This is a genomic window from Chryseobacterium sp. GVT01B, assembly GCF_019970045.1.
Lineage (GTDB): Bacteria > Bacteroidota > Bacteroidia > Flavobacteriales > Weeksellaceae > Chryseobacterium.
Genome location: NZ_JAHXYI010000008.1, coordinates 163,763 through 189,299, shown reverse-complemented (window position 1 = coordinate 189,299; position 25,537 = coordinate 163,763). Strand labels below are relative to the sequence as shown.

Below are 25,537 nucleotides of genomic sequence, written 5' to 3'. Positions count from 1 at the left end.
TCTACGAGAATATGATCAGTATAAGGGTTATATGATAAATTACCGATAAGATGTCTACAAAATGGAAATACTCCCTACCTTCTCCCCTCAGGCACTTTTTCATGAATAATCTAATTTGATTTCACATTACGACCGTCTGCATCAAAAACAAGACATAGACCGTTCATCAAATGAATTTTGTAAGCATTGTATTTTTTTTCAATAGATTCAATTACACTGCAAGGGTGGTTTCTTGTCATAAATGAAACTATATTCTTTCTAATCTGAGCAGAAGAAATCTTTCTTCCATTGCTGTTTATTAAATTCCAGTTGACCATAATAATAAAATTTAGTGTCTGTAGTTAAGTGTTAATCATCAATTCTTTTAAAATTTCCGTTTCTGTCGAATTCAAGCTCCAATCCGTTGGAAAGTTCTGCTTTATAAGACCATCTTTTCTTTTCGATTTTGATGATGTAAGTGTTGGGAAAATTCTTTGTACTATAGTTTCTGATTGATACCGGGATAAAACCATAGGGTAGTTTCTGATGTTTCCCATCCACTTCTTTCCAGTTTCCATTGCTGTCAAACTCCATTTTCATTCCGTTAGTCAGATATACTTTGTATTCATCTACTCCATAGATTTCTCTGTCTTCTATAGCCGAGTTTACAGGTATTCCTTTAAAATGGGCTGCTAGAAAGTTTTTGGCTGTTTTAGGTAACTGATTAGCATTGATTGCCCTGTCCTGTGCGGAAACAAAGCTTCCCATGAATAAAAACATGATCATCAATACTCCTGCGATTTTCTTTACATTTTTCATAATATTTAATTTTTCTGTCATTATTATGGAGCAAAGTTCCAAATCAATTTGGGAAAGAATTGGGAATACTCATCCGGTAAAAAAATTAAATCAAAATTTAGGTTGATTTCCCCAAGTCTATAAAAACAGAAAAGCCACTAAGATGATCTTAGTGGCTTATATTTATACTGTAAACTTTACGGTCTTACATTTTATAAGTATTCTTTAATCTGCTGAAGATGAGTAATGGCTTTTAATCCTTCTCTCTGTTTATCTTCCTTATAAACATCAAAGAAAATGGCATCCATTCCAAAGTCTGTTGCTCCCATGGCATCAGCAATCCAGTCATCTCCTATCAGGATACTTTCTTCTTTTCTGGCTTCGGAAAGTCCTAAGGAGTATTCAAAAATCCTGGGATTGGGCTTTCTTACCCCCACAGCATCTGCACTGGTAATGGTCTTAAAATAAGGCGCGATTCCAGACAGGCTACATTTCCTTTCCGTTACTTCCTGAAATCCATTGGAAATAATGTGTAATGTATAATTCTTAGCTTTCAGATATTCCAAGACATCTTCAGCGCCTTCTACCAATTCATTATGACTCACAATATTATCAAGGAAGTTTTCTTCAAAATAAAGAGCCAATTCTTTATTATCTACTCCAAAATGTTTAAAAGAATCATAAAAACGGTGTTCTCTCAAGTACTCTTTGCCAATAATCCCATCTCTGATCTTTTCCCACAAATCTTCGTTGATATCATGGTAAACAGAGTGAAATTCTTCAAAGTCAATATTGTACTTTGAAGTTATTTCCTGTTTTTCAAAAAGTTCCCTGATGGTAAGATAGGCATTTCTACGGTGATCCCAGAGTGTATTATCCAGGTCAAAAAAAACATGCTGCATTTTCATACAGCACAAAGTTAATCATTTTAATTTTTTGTAATAGGATAATTTTTGCTCTTGCTTTTCACAATCTCAAGGCTTTTAGAAAAATTCAGCAAAAAATCAATTGTTTGTTTCTTAGGTTTCAAAGTTTTCACTTTTAAGGAGTCATTTTTTTTCATAAGCGAAGTATGTTTTCCTTAAAACGTGAAATTTCCTGAAATATTATTTATCTGGTTAATATTATATTATTTTCATCCATGATTTTTCTCAGGTTGATCAGTGCATAACGTACTCTTCCAAGGGTCGTATTAATGCTCATATCCGTATGATCTGCAATTTCCTTGAAACTCAGGCCGTCAAAAAATCTCAGTTTGATTACTTCTTGCTGATTTTGCGGTAAAAACTGCAGCATCCTTAAAAGATCTTCCTGTATCTGATTCGTTACAAGCTGATCTTCAATATTCTCAGAAGGCTCTCTGATCAAATCAAAAATAGAATATTCATCAGTTTCAAAAGTAGTTTCTGAAACTTTTATATTCTTTGCTTTTGATCTGAAATGATCGATGATTAAATTGTGGGAAATTCTTTTTGCCCAAAGAATAAATTTACCTTCTTCGTTATAACGCCCTTCTTTAAGCATAACAATAATTTTCATGAATGTATCCTGAAAGATATCATTAGCTAAATCTTCATCATTAATTTTGTAAAAAATGAATGTAAACAGTTCTCTCTGATGTCGGTGAATAAGGGTTGACAATGCACCCTCGTCTCCTTTCTGGTAAAGGGAAATTAGTAAACTATCCGATTTTGATTTCATAACTCTTCTCAATATAAATATTTGTAGACAGGCATTCTACCAGATATTTCATCTGGCTTTTGCTGTATAAACAAAACAGTTCTAGAGTAGAGTCTATTCTATAGGCGGTAGTACAATTATTATGATGTAAATATAATAATTTTTTAATAACTGTTAACCTATTATTAAATTTTATAGAGAAAAATCTAAAAAAAATCATTTAAACATGTCATGAATGAACACGGTAGGGATATTTAATGTAAAATTAACATTCAGTCCTTTCATCTCTTTTCTGTTCAAACGGGTATCTCCGATGGGGAAAGCATAGCCTCCTGTAAGATCCAGCATCCCAAATAAGGTAACTCCTATTTTAGGGGCAATATATTTATTGGTTCCTTCTACTCCTGCTAAAAAGTAATACGAGTGATAGAAGTCTACATTTTTTTCAAAATTAAGAAGAACATCCGCCTGCAGTTTCGGCATAATAGCAAACTTAGAATCTACGGCTCCCATTAAAGCAGATCCACCCAACCTGTAAATCACATCATCATTTTTAAGAAAAAGTAATTTACCCCCTACTTCACCAAAACTTTGATTCTGGTAAGTATACCCCACCGTAATCATTTTATGCATGGTATATTGTGCCTTTGCTAATGTACTTAGCAAAAACAAGGACAGGACGGCAACTACAGTTCGAAAATTCATCATCTTTCTATATTATTAAGGTGTAAAATTAAAAAAAACTGCCTTATCCAAAGATAAAGCAGCTCATTTATTATTCTTTAAAGAGAAATTAAATTCCAAAAGCGGTTTTAATCTCCTCTACTTTGTCTAGTTTCTCCCAAGTAAAGAACTCAAGATTTTTTAATGTAAGCTCATTTTTATGTCCTTTATTGAACGTTTTATCAGCCACATAATGCTCTTTACCCATATGTCCGTAAGAAGCTGTTTCCTGATAAACAGGGTTTCTTAATTTTAAGTTCTGCTCGATAGCATAAGGTCTCAAATCGAAAATCGTAGAAACTTTTTTAGCGATATCACCATCGTGAAGATCAACTTTAGCAGTTCCGTAAGTATTGATATACAGTCCACAAGGCTCAGCTACTCCGATTGCATAAGAAACCTGTACCAAAACTTCATCAGCAATTCCTGCAGCTACTAAGTTTTTAGCAATATGTCTTGTTGCATAAGCTGCACTTCTGTCTACTTTAGAAGGATCTTTTCCAGAGAAAGCACCACCACCGTGAGCTCCTTTACCACCGTAAGTATCAACAATGATTTTTCTACCTGTAAGACCAGTATCTCCGTGAGGTCCCCCGATTACGAATTTTCCTGTAGGATTGATGTGATATTTGATCTGATCGTTGAATAAAGCTTTGATTTCCTCTGTCTGCTGTGCTACAACTCTTGGAACCAGAATGTTCTTAATATCCTCACGGATTTTATTCAGCATTTCCTCTTCAGCTGCGAAGTCATCATGCTGAGTAGAAACTACGATAGAATCAATTCTGATTGGCTTGTGGTCATCAGAATATTCAATAGTTACCTGGCTTTTTGCATCCGGACGAAGATAAGTGATTTCCTTATTTTCTCTTCTGATGGCAGAAAGTTCTTTAAGAATAGTGTGAGCAAGGTCCAATGCAAGAGGCATATAGTTAGCCGTTTCATTGGTAGCATACCCGAACATCATTCCCTGGTCTCCTGCTCCCTGTGCATTTGCTTTTGCTTCAAAAGACTCATCATTTACAGCTCTGTCAACTCCCTGGTTGATATCAGGTGACTGCTCATGGATGGCAGAGATTACTCCACAAGAATCTCCATTGAACATATATTCACCTTTTGTATACCCAATTCCGTTGATTACTTCTCTGGCAATGGTCTGTACATCAAGGTAAGCATCAGATTTTACTTCTCCTGCCAATACCACCTGTCCGGTAGTTACAAGAGTTTCACATGCTACTTTTGAGTCTTTATCATATGCTAAAAAATGGTCGATTAATGCATCGGAGATTTGATCGGCAATTTTATCCGGATGTCCTTCTGAAACTGATTCAGATGTAAATAAATAAGACATATAATTCTTTTGTTTTTAAAGATTTAAAAATAGTATTTACGAAAAATATGAATGAAATTGCCCAGAAAAAAAGAATACTGTTTTAGCATATTTTTATAGAGGTTGCAATCAGGTCAAATTTTTCCTCGTAATAAACGTCAGCAAATTTAAGCACTATTTTCGTAATACTCAAAGATTTTGTTTATTAATTATAATTTTATTTAAATTGATGATTTCTATCACTTTAAAGCATTTCCATTACTGAGGCTTAATGCTTACAAATTCTTTTGGACTTTCGTGATAATTCAACTTAAGTTCTAAAGAAGTTTTGATAGAATGTGACAATTCATCAATAATTTTTTGTTTAAAAGTTGGCTTATAATAAATAATACTGATCTCTCGATAAGGGAAAGGTTTTTTGAATCTGAAAACATTTTTCTTCTGCTCTTCCGAAAGCTGGCTCAATGCAAGTTCCGGCAGAATACTGATTCCTCCTACTTTATCTACCATGTGTACCAGAGTCTGGATATTGGAAGCTAGGAAATCTAAGTTTTTAGGCTTCAATGTATTTTCTTTCAGATGACAGATGTTTTCAAACTGATTTCTAAGACAGTTTCCTTCTTCAAGCAGCCAAACTTTTTCTACATTCAGGTCTTCCGGAATGATGTAAGAATTCTTTTTGTTGGCTTCTGTATTGGAACTGTAAATCATCAGCTCTTCATTGAATAGGAAATCCTGATAAAACTCGTCAGCCGTATCATAAGGAGTTGAGATAATTCCTGCATCCAGTTCTCCGGCTTTTAAAGCTTTAATAATATTATCCGTTGTCATTTCTTTTACATTCATCTGAATCTTTGGATTATCTTCAAGAAATTTGAAGATTTCCGTAGGCAGAATGAAAGATGAAACAGTAGGAATAATCCCCAGATTAAGAGTTCCTCCTAAAATATTATTCAAAAGGTTCGCTTTGTTTTTCAGCTCATTGACAGACTCTATAATAACTTTTGCCTGATCAATAATCTGAAGACCTACATCTGTGGTACGAATCGGGTGAGTAGTTCTGTCGAAAACCTTCACATCCAGTTCATCCTCAAATTTCTGTATCATGGCACTTAACGTAGGTTGTGTAATAAAACATGCCTGAGCTGCTTTACCAAAATGTTTATACTTATCAACAGCGATAAGATACTCCAGTTGCTGAATGTTCATTTGATTAATATTATCTATTACAAAGATATAACGTTTTTGTTATTAGCAATTAAAAATTCAAGTAAATTTGATATTCACTACCTTTACACTTCGATTTAGAAAAAGGAAAAAGAATTACTCAAATCTTCAATTATATGGATTCTAAAAAATTAACGTTAAGCAACGGAGCACCTTACTTTGAGCATCAGGATTCACAGACGGTAGGACCAAGAGGCCCTGTATTGCTGCAAGATTTTATTCTTCAGGAAAATCTTGCGCATTTCGTTAGGGAAAGAATTCCTGAAAGAATAGTGCACGCCAAAGGAAGCGGAGCCTACGGAACCTTTACCGTAACCCATGATATCAGCCAGTACACAAAGGCAAAGCTGTTTTCAAAAATAGGAAATTCGTGCAGGATGTTTGCCAGATTCTCTACTGTGGGTGGAGAAAAAGGAAGTGCAGATACCGCAAGAGACCCAAGAGGTTTTGCTTTAAAATTTTACACTGAAGACGGAAACTGGGATCTTGTGGGAAATAATACTCCGGTATTCTTTATTAAGGATGCTAAAAAATTCCCGGATTTTATTCATACCCAAAAAAGAGTTCCAAAAACCAATTTAAAAAGTGCTACAATGATGTGGGATTTCTGGAGCTTAAATCCGGAATCGCTTCATCAGGTTCTTATATTAATGTCAGATAGAGGAACACCTTACGGTTACAGACATATGCATGGTTTCGGGTCTCATACTTTCTCCATGATCAATGATAATAATGAAAGAGTATGGGTGAAATTCCACTTCAAAACAAAACAGGGAGTGAAAAATTTCACTGATGAAGAAGCTGTAAAAATGGCTGGTGAAAATCCTGACTTTGCTCAGGAAGATCTATGTAATGCTATTGAAAACGGCGATTTCCCGAAATGGACTATGTACATTCAGGTGATGACCGAGGAACAGGCAAAAGATTTCAGATGGAATCCTTTTGATGTAACAAAAGTATGGTTCCATGATGATTTTCCTTTGATCGAGGTAGGAGAAATGGAGCTCAATGAAGTTCCTGTTAATTACTTTGCCCATGTTGAACAATCTACATTTTCACCAAGCAGCCTGATTAATGGAATTAGTTTCTCCCCCGACAAAATGCTGCAGGGAAGATTATTCTCTTATCCTGATGCCCATCGTTACAGAGTAGGTGTCAACGCTCATCAATTAGAAGTAAACAGATGTCCTTTTGCGGTCAACAACTATCAAAGAGATGGCTATATGGCAGATTCAAGCTACTATCAGGACAAACCGAATTACCATCCGAACAGTTTCGATGATATCAAAGCAGATTCTGATTACAAAGGTTTTGAGTATGAATTAGACAGTGCTCATGTTGCCAGCTATAACAGAAATGATAATGACAGCGATCATTATACTCAACCAGGTCTGCTTTATTCAAAAGCAATGAATGCAGAAGACAGAGATCGGCTGATCCAAAATATTATAGGAAGTATGAAAGGCATCAGCGGGCCTAAGAAAGACGAGATTATTAACCGACAATTATGTCACTTTTTCAGAGCCAACATTGAGCTTGGCATGAAAGTAGCTTCTCAGCTAAACGTCAATATTGATGCAAATATGATGAATCATTCCAAATAATCATATTGAATGATAAATTAAAAAAAAGGAAAAAAAAAATAATATTTTTTCCTTTTTTTTGTAAAAAATTCATAATTTGCAAAGGATGATATTTTAAAGTGGAAAAATGAGTTACGAGAACATATTATTAAAAAAAGAAGATAAATTATCTATCATTACCATAAACAGACCTGAAAGTTTAAATGCTTTAAATGCAAAAACGATTCAGGAAATCAGTACCGCACTGGACGAGCTTAACGCCGACAATTCCTGCAGGGTAATTATCCTTACCGGAAGTGGAGAAAAATCCTTTGTAGCAGGTGCTGACATCAAAGAATTCAGCGAATTCGGACAGGAAAAAGCAGAAGAACTTGCAAGAAACGGACAAAATACATTGTTCAATAAAATTGAAAATATGTCTAAACCTGTCATTGCAGCCGTAAATGGTTTTGCATTGGGCGGAGGTTTAGAGCTTGCTATGGCATGCCACATCAGATATGCATCGGAAAACGCCAGATTGGGGCTTCCTGAAGTAACTCTTGGATTAATTCCGGGATACGGCGGAACTCAAAGGCTTCCAAAGCTTGTAGGAAAAGGTATTGCCAACGAAATGATCTTCTCTGCCAAAATGATCCCTGCTCAAAAAGCAAAAGAGATCGGACTTGTCAATGAAGTATATCCTATTGAAGAATTATTAACCAAAACGAAAGAATTAGCAAATACTATTGCCTACAATTCACCAATGGCAATATCCAAGGCTATAAATGCCGTAAATTTATCTGACACGGAGAAAGGTTTTGAAACTGAAATCAAATATTTCGGAGAACTTTTTGAAATGGAAGATAAGAAAGAAGGAGTTAATGCGTTTCTAGAGAAGAGAAAGCCTAACTTCTAGTCTTTCTAAAGACTTTAATCCAAATTATTTCGAAAAAAAACAATGCTGCTGTATGAATAAGTTTGATAAAGCTTATCTAAAAATGGCTCAGGAATGGGCAAAACTCTCCTACTGTAAGAGAAAACAGGTGGGAGCTCTTATCGTAAAAGATAGGATGATTATTTCAGATGGTTACAACGGGACTCCTTCGGGATTCGAAAACTGCTGTGAAGATGGAGAAGGGAAAACACACTGGTACGTATTGCATGCTGAAGCCAACGCTATATTAAAGCTGGCCGCTTCTACTCAATCTGCGAAAGGGGCAACGTTATATCTGACGCTGTCTCCCTGTAAAGAATGCAGCAAGCTGATTTTACAGGCAGGAATTACGAGACTGGTGTATATTAATGAGTATTCAGATGACGATGGGATATCGTTCCTGAGGAACCATAACATTGAAATAGAACAAATATCGGACTGTGAACTAAAAAAATAAGCACAAATGACTTGGGATGAAAAGATCAAAGATTTTGAAATATTTCTTCGTTTCGAAAGGAATTTTTCAGAAAACACTCTCGACGCCTACGTTCGGGACATTAAGAAATTAAAAGATTATGCAAAAGAAGATCTGGCAAACGTCGGTCCAGATTCTATCGGTTACGAAAACCTGCAGGAATACATTTTCAATCTTTCTAAACAGAAATTCAGTGAGAGATCACAGGCAAGATGGATATCTTCCATCAAAGCTTTTTTCAAATTTCTGCTTGAGGATGAATATCGTGAAGACAACCCTGCTGCGTTACTTGAAGGCCCTAAACTGGGATTATACCTACCTGATACCCTAAGCCTGCCTGATATCAACAAAATTATCGCTGCTATTGAAGTCAATACAGATCTTGGCAAAAGAAACCACTGCATCATAGAAGTACTATATGGATGCGGGCTTCGTGTTTCTGAACTGATTGATCTGAAAATCTCCAATATCAACTTTAAAGAGCAATACATCAAGGTACACGGAAAAGGAAACAAAACCCGTTTTGTTCCTTTGGCTGATTATACCGCTGATTTGCTGGAAAGTTATATCAAAGAGGTACGTTCTAAAGGTAAAATCAATAAAAAATATGAAGACACTCTGTTTTTGAACAGCCGTGGGACATCCATGTCCAGAGTGATCGTATTTCTTATTATTAAAGAACTTACAGATAAAGCAGGGGTTAACAAAAAAATATCTCCACACACCTTCAGACATTCATTTGCTACGCATTTACTGCAGAACGGAGCAGATCTTCGTTATATTCAGGAAATGCTGGGACATTCCAGTATTACAACAACGGAAATCTATACACATCTGAAGACGGAAGAATTAAGGGATGTTATTTTGAGTTATCACCCGAGAAATATTAATATTGCTCAATGAAACTATTGAAATATTGCCCAAGCTGCGGCAAAGAGTCCTTACACTGGGATGGCGAAAAAAAATGGAGCTGTCCGGAATGTGGTTTTACTTTGTATAATAATGTGGCAGGTGCTGTAGCAGTTGTCATCAGATGTGGAAACGAAATTTACCTTACCCGAAGAAACAGAGATCCTAAAAAAGGAAAACTTGATCTTGCCGGAGGATTCGTTGACCCTAAAGAAAGTGCAGAGGAAACCTGTAAAAGAGAACTTTTTGAAGAACTTCAGCTTGATATCGATATTTCCAACCTGAAATACCTTACCAGCCTTCCAAACATCTATCAATATAAAGAAATTGATTACAACACCATCGATCTCTTTTATGAGTATCATGTTTCAGAAAAGTTTGAGGTAAATCTTGAACTCTCAGAGATCTCAGAAGTAGTATGGATTCCTTTACAGGAGCTAGACCTTGAAGATATTGCTTTTGATTCTCAGAAGAAATTTTTTGAGGGCTATTTAAAGAAATAATTTTTGTAAATATTCTCCCGTAGATTTTACAGATCAGGCAGATAATTGTTTAAACAATATGCTTAGTGTGTAAAATCTGCGGGAGTTTTTTATTGTAGAACCTAATAGGTCTTCGTCTTCAGCATTTCTTCAAAATACTGAACCAGCAATGCTCTTTCTGCTTCTGAAAGGTTAGCTTCTTTATGATAGACTATGTAACCAGGCATTGGCATTGCTTTGCTTTGGATTGTCTGAATAGATTTAGTGATCATATTCTCCTTCAGATCCTTATTATAAGTTTCCCAGATAGAAAAGTTGAGATGCTCTCTTCCTTCATTTATATGGCTTTTTACAGACCATGAAACAGGTGCGATAAAAGCATATTTCGGATAAACCGTTTCATTGGAATGGCAGTCATAACATGCATTTTTGAGCAGTGTTCTGATCTTTTCGGGTGTTTTCCTTGCATCAACGAAGTTTGCAGCAGAATCAACAGGTTTATTGGTTCTGTCAATAGGAAAAAACTGAATCAGGGCAAATGCTACCAATGTCCAGAATACTATTTTCTTAGCCATTTTTATCTGTTTACTTTGACGGAGTTAAAATGGCGTTACCAGACTTAATTTCTTTTTTCAGCACTTGTTTCGTAGCAGCAGGTTCGGCAGGCAGAGAAGTTTCTGATGACGAAGCAGACGCTGGGACTGGGACTGGAGTTTGAGATGTTGATTTAGGGCTGTCAAGTGTTCTGGTATCCTTCAGATCCCAGTCTTCTCTTGTTTCCCACAATCCTCTTACGATCACTTTCTTATGGAAGATATAGGCATCTTCGGCAAAAATATCATTGGCGAAATCGGCTTCATCCCAATATTTATTTCCGTTATTATCTACCAATATTCTTACAATATATTCTCCTGGTTTCAGTATATCAAACTTTACTTTATCACCTTTTAAATATTTCTGATAGCTGATTTTGTCTGAAGAATCTATCAGTTGAATCCAATAATTCGCTTCCGGAGCATTTGCAATGGAAAACTCAACGCTTCCAAACTGATCTGCTTTAGCAACATCAAAATCAAAACGTTTTGACTGGCTGTTTTTTGCATAGAATGAAGATACCGTTTCCTTAGGAACAGTAAGCTCATAGCTTTTCCCCATCACAAAATCTGATTGAACATGGATCTGGTAAGGATTTGTATCCGAAATTTTAGCGGTGAATGGTAAAGCTGTTAAACTGTCACCTTTCATTTTTAATGTCCATTTGGATGGGTCTATTTTATCAATGATATAGTTTGATGCAAGCTTTAAATCTGCTTTTGGAGCGATTGAAGTTCCGTCGTTATCGCTAACAACATCCATTACATTCTTCTTATTGTATCTGTAAAACAAAGAAACACTGTAAGCACTATCTTTTTTCGGACCTTTATTGTGAGTAAATGTGAGTTTTTCATTGGCTGTCTGCCCCACATCATCTTTTACAGCATCAAACCAGATTCTGACAGAGTCGGATTTTGGGTTGTGTGTTATTTTAATATCCTTTATTTTTTCATTCAGAGACTGAACTTTCACGTCATCAGGATTTCCTTCAAATGACATTATAATCCCACCCGCAATTTCTTTCATATCCGAATATTTCACTGCTTTTCTTGAAGGATATACTTTTAAATTCAATCCTGAAACAGATTTCTCTACCTCTATCGGATCTTTCTGAAACCCAACTTTTTCTTTTCCCGGGTCATACATAGAGTTTCCGTTCTCGTCGTCAAAAGCAATAATTTTATATTTTCCAGGAGTCAGATAATTCAATTCATAGTATCCATCTTCATCTACCTTGGTGATATAGTAAGGTTTTTTCTTATAATCCATGGTATCTTTTACCTGATACAATCCAACCACAAGTTTATTTTCCGTTGTTGCAGCCGTCTTCTTTTTGGTATCCAGCGCATCTTTTACTTCACCACTGATATAAAGATCGTCCAATTTATCTCCTGTAGAAAAAGCAAAATTGAAATACCTCAGTATATTCGACTCGTTATTATCTACAATGGAGTTTCCGAAATTGAAGTTATAAGTTGTATTGGCCTGAAGAGTGTCAGTCCACTGGATCAGCACAAATTTGTTGGCTATATTGGAAGGAAGAATCCTCGTTATCCCTTTAATTGGGGGCGAAATAATCAGGTTTTTATTGATGTCTTTCAATGTCACATATTCATCAAAATCCAGACGGAGCTCGTGAATATCTTTTTTAACATTAATTCTTGTAGTATCAATGTTTGAACTTAAAAACCTTGGTGCCAGAGTATCTTTAGGCCCTCCAACAGGAGATCCTACTCTTGCACATGAATGTACAAGAAAACAGATAACAAATAATAAAAGAAACCTTTTCATGAAAATGTTTAAGCAAAAATAAACATTATTCTCCAAAAACTTCCTGTCCGGAATTTAAAGTATCTTTATTGTCATGCATAACAGTGTGCAGCTTCTCTTTCTGTAAAGGAAAATCCTCAAATAATCCTGATAATGCAAGGGCTGTATATACTTTGTTTGAATACTTGTTTCCGATAGCAACGATGGTAACTTTAGATTTTAAAAGATGGGCAAATACAGAGTTTGTACCATGCCACCATCCGTTGTGATACGTCAGCTTTTCACCATTATCAAAAATTTTCATTCTGAATCCTAATCCATAATTATTCATTCCTGCCTTTTCATTGCTGTAAGGAGCAAAAACCATCTCCATCAGTTCTGGTTTAAGGAAATTTTTCGAATACATTGCTTTTGAGAAGTTATACAAATCTCTTGGAGTAGTGTACACATTTTTATCACCATAAATAAGATCCAATCTGTCTAAAGGATACAATTTATTTCCTCCATAATAGAAAGACTGTGAAGCTGTAGGAATATCTTTTTCCTGAAAGATATAAGTGTTGTTCATTTTCAGCGGAGTGAAAACCATTTCTTTCATCGCCTGCGGGAAAGGAGTTTTTGTTACTTTCTCAATCAATAATGCCAATAAAGCAAAGTTGGTATTACAGTACATAAATCCTGTATCGGTATCTCTTGCCAGATCAGGTTTGTATTTGATAATCATATTCAACACATCCTGATTCGTAATAAATTGTTTGGAAAGTTCTGCCGGTGCAGGCTGTATTTTGGTAATAAAATATTCGTATTTCGGAAGACCGCTTCTTTGATCCAACAAAGTCTGAACGGTAACATTCGGATATGGGAATCCCGGAAAAAACTGGGTAAGATGATCTGTAAATTTTATTTTCCCTGCCTCAATCAGTTTCATCATCGCCATCGCTGTTAATGTTTTTGAAACCGAAGCTACGTGCAATGGTGTATTTTTATCAATCGGCATCTGATTGCCTTCTCTTCCGAAGCCTCTGTAGTTTTCGTAAAGAATTTCATCTCCCTTAGCCACCAGAATTCCACCGCTAAGGTTACCTTCTTCCCATATTTTTTTGTAATACTGATCTATATAGCTTACCGTTGTCTGTTTGTTCAAAAGCTGTCCATCACCTTTGACGAAAATACTTCCGAAGTCTACATTTCCATAGTTGGGTAGATTAGTCGTGTTTTCAGCTGAAACTTCTTTGGCTTCAGACTTTTTTTTACAGGAAAATATTGATAAAAGAACAGTTAGGATAAGTACAAAATTACGCTTCGTCATGAGATTCAAAATGAGCGGCAATTTAATAAAACTCAAAAATAAATAATAACCAAGAGAGGGACATTATGAATTATTTAACATAAATGAAAGGAAAAGGAAAATTTGAAGGGACAAAATCATAAAAAAACGAATTCACATTTGTAAATCCGCTTTTTATCTTTTTATTTTTCTTTGTCTAACAATGTGATGCTATAATTTTATCTACAATAAACTGAGCCAGCTTTTCTTTGCTTTGATGGGTCCAGCCTGCAATATGTGGTGTAACAATTGCTTTTTCAGATTCAAGAAGATATTTTAAATCTTCATTTTCTGTTTCAATATGCTCGAAAGAAGACTTTTCGTATTCCAATACATCCAGACAAGTGCCTTTTACCTTTCCTGACTTCAATGCTTCTACTAAACTTTTAGTTTTTACATTCTTTCCTCTTGCCGTATTGACAAAATAGAAATCGTTTTTCATTTCTGCAATGAACGCTTCATCAATAAGATAATGAGTTTCTGAAGTCAAAGGAATATGAAGACTCAAAACTTCAGCAGACTGCTTCAGCTCTTCCAGTGAAACCTGTGCTGCATATTCATCTGAAAGACCAGGAAGAATATCATGGAAAATCACTTTACAGCCAAATCCGGAAAGTCTTTTAGCAGTAGCTTTTCCCATATTTCCATATCCGATAAGCCCAACTGTTTTTCCCAACAATTCATCTCCTCTGTTCTCTTCACGTTTCCAGATTCCGTTTTTCACTTCCTGAGAAGCAATAAAAAGTCTGTTCATCATCACAAGCAGCATTCCTACCACATGCTCTGCTACAGAATCTCTGTTTCCTTCAGGAGAATTGATCAGTTGGATTCCCAGCTTTTCAGCAACAGGAATATCTATATTTTCCATTCCGGCTCCTACTCTTGCGATAAACTTCAGGTTCTTCCCTTTCTCGAGAAAATTTTGATCTAAAGGGATACGGCTTCTGATGATAATCCCGTCATAGTTTTCAATTTTATCACAAACCTCATCATAAGACGACGTAAAATCCTCTTCCAATATAAAATTCTGAGCCAAAAGCTGTTCAGTGATGAGAGGATGGTTTTTATCTAAAAGAAGTATTTTCATTTTTATTTAAAATTTAGAAATTAAAAAATTCAGAGATTGAGGAAATTAGCAATGATTATTTCTGAATGATGAAATTTAGTATAAAGTCTAATCTTAAAAAAACAAATGCTTTTAAGCTCGCAAAAGCGTTAAAGCTCAGCAAAGTTTAAAAGCATTCTTATTGATAGAATAATAAATATTATTTTTTGTCTTTCTTGGATTCCTGCGGTTCCTGGAAGAGTTTTTTAAGTTCTACAGATTCCAAAGGCTTCATTCTTCCGGAAAGAATTAATGAAAGTTCTTTTCTACGGAATGCAGCTGCAAATCTTTCTTTTTCTTCATCTGTTTCAGGAATCATTTCCGGGATAGGAATCGGGCGGTTGAATTCATCCACTGCAACGAAAGTATAAATACCTGCATTGGTGTGAATTTTCTTCTGATTGATTGGATCATCCAACCATACATCTACATATACTTCCATAGAAGTAGAGAATGCTCTGGAAACTTTAGATTCCAATACCACTACTCCGCCTTCCGGAATCGGATGATTGAAAGATACATGGTTTACAGAAGCTGTTACTACTCTTCTTTCGCAGTGTCTTGCTGCAGAAATAGACGCACAACGGTCCATTTTTGCTAACAATTCACCCCCAAAAAGATTTCTTAAAGAATTGGTTTCGTTCGGAAGAACGATATTGGTCATAATAGTCAGAGATTCTGACGCTTTTTTTATTTTTGCCATCTAGTCTTAGTGTTGTTTGGAACGGCCGGAGCTGGTTTTACAGCTTTTCCGACAGGTTTTGCTAATGAATCTTTTTTCAAAGAATCTGAAACGGTTGTTTTCGGGCTATGTACCATCACTTTAATGGTATCTTTTACAATTCTGTGAGTAGAGGTCTGTACAGAAACCTTATTGAAAGATTTCTTACCAAAAAGAAGTTCCTGCTGGGTAATAGCCAGATATAAAATCCCCAAAACCGGAATAACCAAAAGGAAAATCCAGAGAATAGTTTTTCTGAATTTAAAATCTTTTTCACGATTAACTGAAGGATTTACCTTTTCTCCGTTATTGATATCTGAAAATCTGATCTCTTCCAGCCCATAAAAGTCCGGACGCCCTGATTCTATTCTTTTTCCTTTGAAATGAGTATGTCCTTCTTCAATGAAAACTGTTCCAAGGTTTTGAATTTCAAGAACCTGCTCGGCCTGAAGTTTCTTCTTCCAAAAATCTGTCTGGATCTTAAGATCACTTCTTGAAGCTTCTAAAGACATTTGTTTCTGTCCTGCAATAAAAGCAGTAAGATCTTCAGCCTGTACTTCGTAGTCTATTGTAAATTCAATCTGACTGGCTGGAGGTAAGATGCTCCCGTTTTCGGAATTGATAATTGCCTTAGAATTTTTCAGTGAAAACACCCCAAAGCCTGGAACCGTGGCAGTTCCAAATTGTTTTAAGTATTCTAAAATGTATGCTGAAATATTCATTTGGCAGCAAATTTATAACTTTTTCATGACTTTTTAAGATATTTAACCTATATAAAAAAAGACTGCCGAAACAGTCTTTTGATTATTCTGTATCAAAACTGGAATACAGCTATTTAAACTTCTTTTTTTAAGCTTAACAATTGTAATGAAACGGGTAAAAGGGCAAATTTTCAAATTCACTTATTTGCTTCCAACTTCTCATTACTGAATCTTCCAGCTCACTCCAAACATAAAATTGGTTCCTGCCTGTGAAAAATAATAGGGCTGTCCTTCATACACAGATCCATTGTTGACATATTTCTTGTTGAACAGGTTATTCACCAATAGTTTTAATGCAATTTCATTATTGGCAATTTTAAACTGGTACTGAGCGTTGAAATCTGTCAGGAAATAATCTTTAAGCTGCAGATTGGCATCTTCCGTATTATCCAGATATTGTTTCCCGACATACTGATTCATTAAAGCAAACTGAAAGTTCTTTGTAGGATTAAATTTCAGACCTAAATTGGCAATCACATTCGGAGAGAATGAAATCTGTGTATTTCCAAGGCTTTTAGGAACATCTCCATTTTGAATATTAAAATCCTGGTTTCTGCTCTGGCTTAAAGTTACATTTCCTGAAACCTCCCATTGTTTAGATAATTTTGCCAATGCACCAAGCTCCACTCCTCTTCTGTAACTCTTCCCGGAATTGGTTCTGATGAAAGCTCCTACATTGTTAAGTTCACCATTTAAAACCAATTGGTTGACATAATACATATAATACACATTCGCAGTAAATGATACGATCCCAAACTGTTTTTCAAAACCCGCTTCAATATCATGAAGTTTTTCAGCTTTCACATCATTATTTGCCATCAGATCATCCCTGTTCGGTTCACGGTGGGCATGAGCATATGAAAGGAATACTTTACCTCCTTCTATTCTGTAATTTACCCCCGCTTTTGGATTAAAAAACAGCCAGTTTTTGCTTAAATCAGCACCTTCACCATCACCTGCCATGAGGATCTTAGTATTGTAATTGATTTTTCTTAGCTGCAAATCACCAAAAAATTCAAAATTATCTACTCTGAACAAAGCTTTTGCAAAACCGGATACTTCATTCTTTATCGAGCGGCTTCTGTAATACTCGCTTTCATCAATCTGCGGAAAAAATACCCCCGTAACATTTCCGTAGTGTCTACCGTAATATTGATTGGCTACAACTCCCATGTTCAGATCTAAGTTTTCAAACTTTCCGTAAAGTGTTGAAACAACTCCATAAAAATCATTATTCAGCCATTTTTTTCTGATAAAGTCTGAATATTTTATGGTCTGCCCTCCTTCAGTCAGATCAGGTAAATTATATCTGGAAAAAGGATCTCCCTGCTTGTAATTTTCGTAATATCCTTTTCCTTTAGTATAGTGAAAAGTAGTTTCAAGATTCCATCGGTCACTGAATTTCTGTTCCCAAAGCAACTGATAATGGTTCTGTCTGTAATTGTCTGTTTCGTTATCATAGAAGCTTACAATATTCTCCCAACTGGCATCATAAATGGCACCTGAAACATTAAATTTAGGATCGGTTTCCCATGTTTTTCTATCAATACCGTTCCATGCCTGGTAGGTTTTCTCTTTTCCACCGAAAGCCATTAAACGTAATTTGGTATTCCCTTCTTCAAATAAGGCCGTAAAATTATAAGAATGTAAATTTGAGGAAGCCCTGTCTATATACCCATCAGAGTGAATATGGGTATATCTTCCCATTACAGAAAGACGGTTTTTCCAGAACTTACCGGAGCCTATCTCAGCTGAATATTTATAGGTATTGAATGAGCCGTAGCTGTCATCTGTTTTAAAATAAAACTTTTCTTCAGGATCTTTAGAAATCACATTGATACTTGCACCGAAAGCAGAAACGCCATTATTAGAGGTTCCCACCCCTCTTTGAATAACGATCTGTGAAGCAGAACTTGTAAGGTCAGGAACATTCACAAAAAAAGTTCCCTGGCTTTCAGAATCATTATACGGAACGCCATTCATCATTACATTAATCGCGCTTCCTGAAACTCCACGAATTCTAAAACCGGTATATCCTACCCCATTTCCTGCATCTGAAGTAGAAATAATGGAGGTTTGATTTTTTAAAAGAATAGGAAGATCCTGTCCTAAATTTTTACCGTCTAAATCTTTCTGTACATTGATGATTTCCTTTGCAACCGGCAGTCTTTTGGTAAAGTTGACCGCCTCAATTTCTCTGACTTTCAGAGAATCCTTATTCTGAGCCTGCATAAAGGCTACTGAGCCTACGCTAAGCCCTAAAAAAAATAATCCTTTCATTCTATAAATCTTGACATTTAATGAATAAAAGGGGTGATTATGAAATAATTGACAAATAGCAAATGACCATTGATGTTTATCGATCATTTATCGCTAATCATCTATCAATTATTTAAATGGTTCCCTAAACAGCATTACCTGTTCCAGGTTCATTGGGTATAATCTCAGCCTGTTACAGCACCCCTTTATTTCAGCTGCAAAATTACAAAAAATATATGAATTGAGATTCGCGGTGCGAGGTGCAGGGTTTTGAGTTACGGGATAGAAAAAAGCAGAATGAAAAATAAGAGTTATTGGATGAATCATTCATCATTCATCATTTATAATTCTTTAGTAGGTTTTATTGTTTGAGTCAACATAATAGTAATTCGACCCATCTTTGGTCACTTCAAACATCTTACCCAGCTTCCAGCTGAAGTTTCTTTTAATATTGGCGTATTCAAAAGGAATAATGATCTTATTGTTAACATCAATCACTCCAAATTTATCATTATTGGACGCAACAATCATCGGATTGGCCACATCATCTCCTTCCATAATGTACAGATACTGATATTGAGGATAAATCTGGAACTGTCTGTAATCTGCTGCATTCACAAATTTTGATTTTTCAATAATTCCGTAAAAGCCATTCATAGTATATGCCTGAAATAGCTGCTGCTTATATTCTTCGAAGATACATTTTCCAAAATCTGCTTCTTTGAACTGGTATACTCTCTTTCCAGACTGGTCTATCCTGTAAGAGATCATATCTTTTTCTACTGTAGCATATTCTTTTGTGCCAAATTTTCTGACTTTTTCATTAGGAGAATTCAGAAGGTTGCAATCTTCATAAAAAAATACGGCAATATGATATTCCGGTTGAATAATAAATTTTCCGTTCTGGTTAACATACCCAAAATGATCTCCTTTTTTCTTAGGAATCAAAACCGGAAGATCTTTATTGATTATTACTAAATCAGGGTTAGGCTTATTGGCTGCAGGCCCTTTCTTAACCGCAGTTTTCACACCTTTCTTCACCGTTATTTTCTTCACAGATTTAGTCTGTGAAAAAACGAAAAACGAAATAAAAATGCATAAAACTTTAAGGATATTTTTCATATTCGCCATATGTCTACAAAAATATGACCAAAAATAGATATTATAAAATTCATATTTATAAAGAATCTAAATAATTTCGTTTCTATAAAATATTAAAAATTCGTAATTTTGGGAACATTTTGAATTGTTTGATAATTTTAAAAACTTTAAAAAAAAGTGTAGATTATGCTGACTTTATTCGGTTAATGTTGCATCAAAATGCGAGAACTCAAAATGTCATTAACTGTATTTGTACAGACCGGTAAAGAAGAAGCAGGCCTACCTTTAATGTTGAAAGACCTTCTATTATGAATATTTATAAGGATTACATCAAAGAGATTGAAGAAAGAAAAACCCAGGGGCTTCATCCAAAGCCAATTGATGGTGCTGAATTACTAAGCGAAATCATTACACAGATTAAAGATTCAGGTAATGCTGACCGATCGGATTCTCTTAAATTTTTCATTTACAACACGCTACCCGGAACGACAAGTGCAGCGGGAGTGAAAGCAAAATTTTTAAAAGAAATTATTCTGGGTGAATCCGTAGTAGAAGAAATTTCCCCGGCATTTGCCTTTGAATTATTATCTCATATGAAAGGCGGGCCTTCTATTGAAGTGCTGCTAGACCTTGCTTTAGGTAATGACGCAGCTATTGCTAAAGAAGCAGCAGCCGTTCTTAAAACACAGGTTTTCCTTTATGAAGCAGATACAAACCGTCTGAAAGAAGCATTCAACAGCGGTAACGAAATTGCAAAAGAAATCCTTGAAAGCTATGCAAAAGCTGAATTCTTCACGAAACTTCCTGAAGTTGCTGAAGAAATCAAAATAGTAACATTCATTGCTGGTGAAGGAGATATCTCTACAGATTTACTTTCTCCGGGTAACCAGGCCCACTCAAGATCAGACCGTGAACTTCATGGTAAATGTATGATCACGCCTGAAGCTCAGGAAGAAATCAAAGCTTTACAGGCACAACATCCTGATGCAAGCGTTATGCTTATCGCTGAAAAAGGAACAATGGGTGTTGGTTCATCAAGAATGTCCGGAGTAAATAACGTTGCTCTTTGGACAGGAAAACAGGCAAGTCCATATGTGCCATTCGTAAACATTGCTCCAATTGTAGGAGGAACAAACGGTATTTCTCCAATTTTCCTTACAACTGTAGATGTTACCGGAGGTATTGGTGTTGACCTTAAAAACTGGGTAAAGAAAGTTGACGAAAACGGAAACCCAATTCGTAACGAAAATGGAGACATTGTTCTTGAAGAAGCTTATTCAGTAGCAACAGGAACTGTTTTAACGATCAATACAAAAGAAAAGAAATTATATAACGGCGATAAAGAATTGATCGACCTTACCAAATCTTTCACTCCGCAAAAGATGGAATTCATCAAAGCGGGTGGATCTTACGCGATCGTATTTGGTAAAAAACTACAGACATTTGCAGCCCAGCTTTTAGGAATTGAAGCGCCTGCGGTTTTTGCTCCATCAAAAGAAATTTCTCACGAAGGACAAGGACTTACTGCTGTAGAAAAAATATTCAACAGAAACGCTGTTGGAACTACTCCAGGAAAAGTATTGCACGCAGGTTCAGATGTTCGTGTAGAAGTTAATATCGTTGGATCTCAGGATACGACAGGTCTTATGACTTCTCAGGAATTGGAATCTATGGCTGCGACAGTAATTTCTCCAATCGTAGACGGTGCTTACCAGTCAGGATGTCACACCGCTTCAGTATGGGATAAAAAAGCTCAGGCTAATATTCCTAAACTTATGAAATTCATGAACGAGTTCGGTCTTATTACAGCCCGTGACCCGAAAGGTGAATACCACGCAATGACTGACGTTATCCACAAAGTTCTTAACGACATCACTGTAGATGAGTGGGCTATCATTATTGGTGGTGACTCTCACACAAGAATGTCTAAAGGAGTGGCTTTCGGAGCTGACTCAGGAACTGTTGCGCTTGCATTAGCTACGGGTGAAGCATCTATGCCGATTCCTGAATCTGTGAAAGTAACCTTCAAAGGAAACATGAAAGAACACATGGATTTCCGTGATGTGGTTCATGCTACACAGGCTCAGATGCTGAAGCAGTTTGGAGGAGAAAACGTATTCCAGGGCAGAATCATTGAGGTTCACATCGGAACACTTCCTGCTGACCAGGCATTTACCTTTACAGACTGGACTGCTGAGATGAAAGCAAAAGCTTCTATCAACATTTCTGAAGACAATACTTTGATTGAGTCACTGGAAATTGCAAAAGGCAGAATCCAGATCATGATTGATAAAGGTATGGATAACCATAATAAAGTTCTTCAAGGCTTAATTGACAAAGCTGATAAGAGAATTGCAGAAATCAGATCAGGAGAGAAACCTGCTTTGACTCCGGATGCAAATGCTAAATATTACGCTGAAGTAGTGGTAGATCTTGACGTAATCGTTGAACCAATGATTGCCGACCCGGATGTAAACAACGATGATGTTTCTAAGAGATATACTCACGATACCATCAGAGATCTTTCTTATTACGGAGGAGAGAAAAAAGTAGACCTTGGTTTCGTAGGATCTTGTATGGTTCACAAAGGAGACCTTAAGATTGTTTCTCAGATGCTTAGAAACATTGAAAAGCAACAAGGGAAAGTAGAATTTAGCGCTCCTCTTGTAGTAGCAGCACCTACTTATAATATCATTGATGAGCTGAAGGCAGAAGGAGACTGGGAATTATTAGAAAAATACTCAGCTTTTGAATTTGATGATAATGCTCCAAAAGGAGAAGCTCGTGTTGAATACAAAAATGTAATGTATCTTGAGCGTCCCGGATGTAACCTTTGTATGGGTAACCAGGAAAAAGCGGCTAAAGGAGATACAGTATTGGCAACTTCTACACGTCTTTTCCAGGGAAGAGTAGTTGAAGATTCTGAACGTAAAAAGGGAGAATCTCTACTTGCTTCAACTCCGGTTGTAGTTTTATCTGCTATCATCGGAAGAATTCCTAACATTGATGAGTATAAGGCAGCAGTTGAAGGCATTGATCTTACAACTTTTGTACCTTCTATTAAAGAATTAACAAGTACAAGCGCTCACTAATAGAATTCATAAATAAGTCGTAAGACTATTGAAAATTATATAATTGGAAGATTTTAGTCCTTTAGGATTTAAAATCTTCCAATTTTTTGTTTAGAATGTTTCTATTTTAAGTTAAATACATTTTTTTTCTGATAAAATCTCGAAAATAGAATCTATTTTTTCTTAAATTGAAAGTTATAAAATCTCTTGAATATATCGTCAAAATCATCCTGTTAGTGGATTATAGGAACGTTTTTTGATGTATAAAGAATTGATTTTTCTTTTTCAAACATAAGAGAAAGAAGCATTAAACGGAAAAAGAACAAAATTAAAATACGATATGACTTTTGATATTGATATGATCAAAAAAGTGTACGAGCGTTACCCTGAAAGAATTGCTGCGGCAAGACAAATCGTGGGAAAACCTCTTACCCTTTCAGAAAAAATCCTTTACACCCACCTTTGGGAAGGAAATGCTACACAGGCTTATGAAAGAGGAAACTCTTATGTAGACTTCGCACCAGACAGAGTAGCAATGCAGGATGCCACTGCACAGATGGCACTTTTACAGTTCATGCAGGCAGGAAAAACTAAAGTTGCTGTTCCTTCCACTGCTCACGCAGATCACCTGATCCAGGCAAAAGTAGGTGCTGATAAAGATTTACAGGAAGGTATCAACAAAAACTCCGAGGTATTCAACTTTCTGAGTTCTGTATGTGATAAATACGGAATCGGATTCTGGAAGCCGGGAGCTGGTATCATTCACCAGGTTGTACTGGAAAATTATGCTTTCCCTGGAGGAATGATGATTGGTACAGATTCACACACCGTAAATGCAGGCGGACTAGGAATGGTAGCCATAGGTGTAGGTGGTGCTGATGCGGTAGATGTAATGGCAGGAATGGCCTGGGAGCTTAAAATGCCAAAACTTATCGGGGTAAAATTAACCGGTAAAATGAGCGGATGGACTTCTGCAAAAGACGTTATCTTAAAAGTAGCCGGAATCCTTACCGTAAAAGGAGGAACAGGATGCATCGTAGAATATTTCGGTGAAGGAGCAGAATCTCTTTCAGCTACAGGTAAAGGAACTATCTGTAACATGGGTGCAGAAATCGGAGCAACAACTTCTACTTTCGGATATGACGATTCTATGAGAAGATATCTTGCTGCTACCGGAAGACAGGATGTGGTAGATGCTGCCGATAAAATTGCTGAGCATTTAACAGGTGATGCAGAAGTATATGCAAACCCGGAACAATATTTCGACCAATTAATTGAAATCAACCTTTCTGAACTGGCTCCACACTTAAACGGACCTTTCACTCCGGATTTGGCGACTCCTGTTTCTGAATTCAGAGCTAAAGCAGAAGCTAACGGATGGCCTCTAGAAGTAGAATGGGCACTTATCGGATCTTGTACCAACTCTTCTTATGAAGATTTATCAAGAGCTGCTTCTATTGTAGAGGATGCTGTTTCAAAAGGAGTAAAACCTAAAGCTATCCTGGGGATCAATCCAGGTTCTGAGCAGGTGAAATTCACAGCAGAAAGAGACGGATTCTTAGATTCTTTCAGAAAATTTGAAAACGCAAGAATCTTTACCAACGCTTGTGGACCATGTATCGGACAATGGGACAGAGAAGGTGCTGAAAAAGGAGAGAAAAACTCAATTATTCACTCTTTCAACAGAAACTTTGCAAAAAGAGCGGATGGTAACCCAAATACCCATGCATTTGTAGCTTCTCCTGAAATGGTAGCAGCTGTTGCAATCTCAGGTAGATTAGACTTTAACCCAATTACAGATACATTAACTAACGAATCAGGTGAGCAGGTAAAACTTGATGAGCCTAAAGGTTTTGAACTTCCTGAAAAAGGTTTTGCTGTAGATGATAACGGATATCAGGCTCCATCAGAAGACGGTTCAAGCGTTGTTGTGAATGTAAGCCCTACTTCGGACAGGCTTCAGTTACTGGAAGAATTCCCGGCTTGGGATGGTAAAAACATTGAAGGAGCTAAAGTATTGATCAAAGCTTTCGGAAAATGTACTACTGACCACATTTCTATGGCTGGACCATGGTTGAAATACAGAGGTCATTTAGATAATATTTCAAACAACATGTTGATTGGAGCTGTAAATGCTTACAACATGGAAACCAATAAAGTTAAAAACGAATTAACCGGTGAATACGGTGAAGTTCCGGCTGTACAAAGAGCTTATAAAGCTGCAGGCGTTCCAACAATTGTTGTAGGAGACCAGAACTACGGTGAAGGTTCTTCAAGAGAGCACGCTGCTATGGAGCCAAGACACCTTGGGGTGAAAGCTGTATTGGTAAAATCATTCGCGAGAATCCATGAAACCAACCTTAAGAAACAAGGAATGCTTGGAATCACTTTCGCCAATGAGGCTGATTATGACAAAATCCAGGAAGATGATACGGTTAACTTCTTAGATCTTGATCAGTTTGCACCAGGAAAACAACTGACTTTGGAATTCGTTCACGCTGACGGAACTAAAAATATCATCATGGCTAACCACACTTACAACGATCAGCAGATTGATTGGTTTAAGGCTGGTTCTGCTCTGAACCTGATCAAACAACAGGAAAAATAAGATTAATTGTTAGATTAATTAATATAAAGGCGGCTTCAATTGAAGTCGTCTTTTTGTTTTACCACATAGAAATATCGATGTTATGGAAATTCAATAGAGGTGGACTTTAGTTCACCAGATT

General features: G+C 36.3%; 22 protein-coding genes and 1 riboswitch. Of the genes, 7 read left to right on the top strand and 15 right to left on the bottom strand.

Features of this window, described 5'->3' with window-relative positions:
* Positions 1-110: 110 nt before the first annotated feature.
* From LC457_RS19930 to LC457_RS19900, 7 genes are all read right to left on the bottom strand, one after another.
* Positions 111-320, bottom strand: a complete 210-nt coding sequence (locus tag LC457_RS19930; protein WP_374200569.1) for a PepSY-like domain-containing protein — start codon at positions 318-320, stop codon at positions 111-113.
* Between the two features lie 28 nt (positions 321-348).
* Complete coding sequence (locus LC457_RS19925) at positions 349-798, bottom strand: PepSY-like domain-containing protein (protein WP_223601410.1); 450 nt, start codon at positions 796-798, stop codon at positions 349-351.
* Positions 799-989: 191 nt separating this feature from the next.
* Complete coding sequence (locus LC457_RS19920) at positions 990-1,685, bottom strand: YjjG family noncanonical pyrimidine nucleotidase (protein ID WP_223601409.1); 696 nt, start codon at positions 1,683-1,685, stop codon at positions 990-992.
* A 202-nt stretch (positions 1,686-1,887) separates the two neighbouring features.
* On the bottom strand, positions 1,888-2,478 hold the full coding sequence (locus tag LC457_RS19915) for an RNA polymerase sigma factor (RefSeq protein WP_047377368.1): 591 nt from the start codon (positions 2,476-2,478) through the stop codon (positions 1,888-1,890).
* Positions 2,479-2,673: 195 nt separating this feature from the next.
* On the bottom strand, positions 2,674-3,165 hold the full coding sequence (locus LC457_RS19910; protein ID WP_223601408.1) for a hypothetical protein: 492 nt from the start codon (positions 3,163-3,165) through the stop codon (positions 2,674-2,676).
* 85 nt (positions 3,166-3,250) lie between these two features.
* Positions 3,251-4,531, bottom strand: a complete 1,281-nt coding sequence (gene metK, locus LC457_RS19905) for a methionine adenosyltransferase (RefSeq protein WP_223601407.1) — start codon at positions 4,529-4,531, stop codon at positions 3,251-3,253.
* 237 nt (positions 4,532-4,768) lie between these two features.
* On the bottom strand, positions 4,769-5,719 hold the full coding sequence (locus tag LC457_RS19900) for a LysR substrate-binding domain-containing protein (protein ID WP_047377365.1): 951 nt from the start codon (positions 5,717-5,719) through the stop codon (positions 4,769-4,771).
* A 134-nt stretch (positions 5,720-5,853) separates the two neighbouring features.
* Here LC457_RS19900 and LC457_RS19895 point away from each other — a divergent pair, with 134 nt between their 5' ends.
* From LC457_RS19895 to LC457_RS19875, 5 genes are all read left to right on the top strand, one after another.
* Complete coding sequence (locus LC457_RS19895) at positions 5,854-7,341, top strand: catalase (protein WP_223601406.1); 1,488 nt, start codon at positions 5,854-5,856, stop codon at positions 7,339-7,341.
* 106 nt (positions 7,342-7,447) lie between these two features.
* Complete coding sequence (locus LC457_RS19890) at positions 7,448-8,215, top strand: enoyl-CoA hydratase/isomerase family protein (RefSeq protein WP_223601405.1); 768 nt, start codon at positions 7,448-7,450, stop codon at positions 8,213-8,215.
* Positions 8,216-8,267: 52 nt separating this feature from the next.
* On the top strand, positions 8,268-8,690 hold the full coding sequence (locus tag LC457_RS19885; protein WP_034692520.1) for a dCMP deaminase family protein: 423 nt from the start codon (positions 8,268-8,270) through the stop codon (positions 8,688-8,690).
* 6 nt (positions 8,691-8,696) lie between these two features.
* Positions 8,697-9,611: a site-specific tyrosine recombinase XerD gene (gene xerD / locus LC457_RS19880; protein ID WP_142718876.1), complete on the top strand. Its 915-nt coding sequence runs from the start codon at positions 8,697-8,699 to the stop codon at positions 9,609-9,611.
* On the top strand, positions 9,608-10,120 hold the full coding sequence (locus LC457_RS19875; RefSeq protein WP_223601404.1) for an NUDIX domain-containing protein: 513 nt from the start codon (positions 9,608-9,610) through the stop codon (positions 10,118-10,120). Before xerD ends, LC457_RS19875 begins: the two co-directional genes overlap by 4 nt.
* Before the next feature lie 101 nt (positions 10,121-10,221).
* Here the strand turns inward: LC457_RS19875 and LC457_RS19870 are convergent, their stop codons facing one another.
* The 8 genes from LC457_RS19870 to LC457_RS19835 all read right to left on the bottom strand — a co-directional run bounded on the left by LC457_RS19870 (position 10,222) and on the right by LC457_RS19835 (position 19,692).
* Positions 10,222-10,680, bottom strand: coding sequence for a heme-binding domain-containing protein (locus LC457_RS19870; protein ID WP_223601460.1), 459 nt, complete (start codon positions 10,678-10,680; stop codon positions 10,222-10,224).
* Between the two features lie 4 nt (positions 10,681-10,684).
* Positions 10,685-12,484 carry an Ig-like domain-containing protein gene (locus LC457_RS19865; protein ID WP_223601403.1) on the bottom strand — a complete coding sequence of 600 codons (1,800 nt, stop codon included), beginning with the start codon at positions 12,482-12,484 and terminating at the stop codon, positions 10,685-10,687.
* 25 nt (positions 12,485-12,509) lie between these two features.
* Positions 12,510-13,772 (bottom strand): serine hydrolase, encoded by a 1,263-nt coding sequence (locus LC457_RS19860; protein WP_223601402.1) that lies wholly within the window; start codon positions 13,770-13,772, stop codon positions 12,510-12,512.
* A gap of 175 nt (positions 13,773-13,947) precedes the next feature.
* The gene (locus LC457_RS19855; protein ID WP_223601401.1) at positions 13,948-14,877 is read right to left on the bottom strand and encodes a 2-hydroxyacid dehydrogenase; all 930 of its coding nucleotides are present in this window, start codon (positions 14,875-14,877) and stop codon (positions 13,948-13,950) included.
* 178 nt (positions 14,878-15,055) lie between these two features.
* Positions 15,056-15,598: an acyl-CoA thioesterase gene (locus LC457_RS19850; RefSeq protein WP_105702355.1), complete on the bottom strand. Its 543-nt coding sequence runs from the start codon at positions 15,596-15,598 to the stop codon at positions 15,056-15,058.
* Positions 15,586-16,338 (bottom strand): hypothetical protein, encoded by a 753-nt coding sequence (locus LC457_RS19845; RefSeq protein ID WP_223601400.1) that lies wholly within the window; start codon positions 16,336-16,338, stop codon positions 15,586-15,588. Before LC457_RS19845 ends, LC457_RS19850 begins: the two co-directional genes overlap by 13 nt.
* Before the next feature lie 201 nt (positions 16,339-16,539).
* On the bottom strand, positions 16,540-18,657 hold the full coding sequence (locus tag LC457_RS19840) for a TonB-dependent receptor (protein WP_223601399.1): 2,118 nt from the start codon (positions 18,655-18,657) through the stop codon (positions 16,540-16,542).
* 103 nt (positions 18,658-18,760) lie between these two features.
* Positions 18,761-18,852: riboswitch (TPP riboswitch) on the bottom strand.
* Between the two features lie 135 nt (positions 18,853-18,987).
* The gene (locus LC457_RS19835; RefSeq protein ID WP_223601398.1) at positions 18,988-19,692 is read right to left on the bottom strand and encodes a WG repeat-containing protein; all 705 of its coding nucleotides are present in this window, start codon (positions 19,690-19,692) and stop codon (positions 18,988-18,990) included.
* Positions 19,693-20,045: 353 nt separating this feature from the next.
* Between LC457_RS19835 and LC457_RS19830 the strand changes: the two genes are divergently transcribed.
* Together LC457_RS19830 and LC457_RS19825 are read left to right on the top strand one after the other, a co-directional pair.
* Positions 20,046-22,829, top strand: a complete 2,784-nt coding sequence (locus LC457_RS19830; RefSeq protein ID WP_223601397.1) for a bifunctional aconitate hydratase 2/2-methylisocitrate dehydratase — start codon at positions 20,046-20,048, stop codon at positions 22,827-22,829.
* Positions 22,830-23,148: 319 nt separating this feature from the next.
* Positions 23,149-25,416: an aconitate hydratase gene (locus tag LC457_RS19825; protein WP_223601396.1), complete on the top strand. Its 2,268-nt coding sequence runs from the start codon at positions 23,149-23,151 to the stop codon at positions 25,414-25,416.
* The last annotated feature ends 121 nt before the right edge of the window (positions 25,417-25,537 follow it).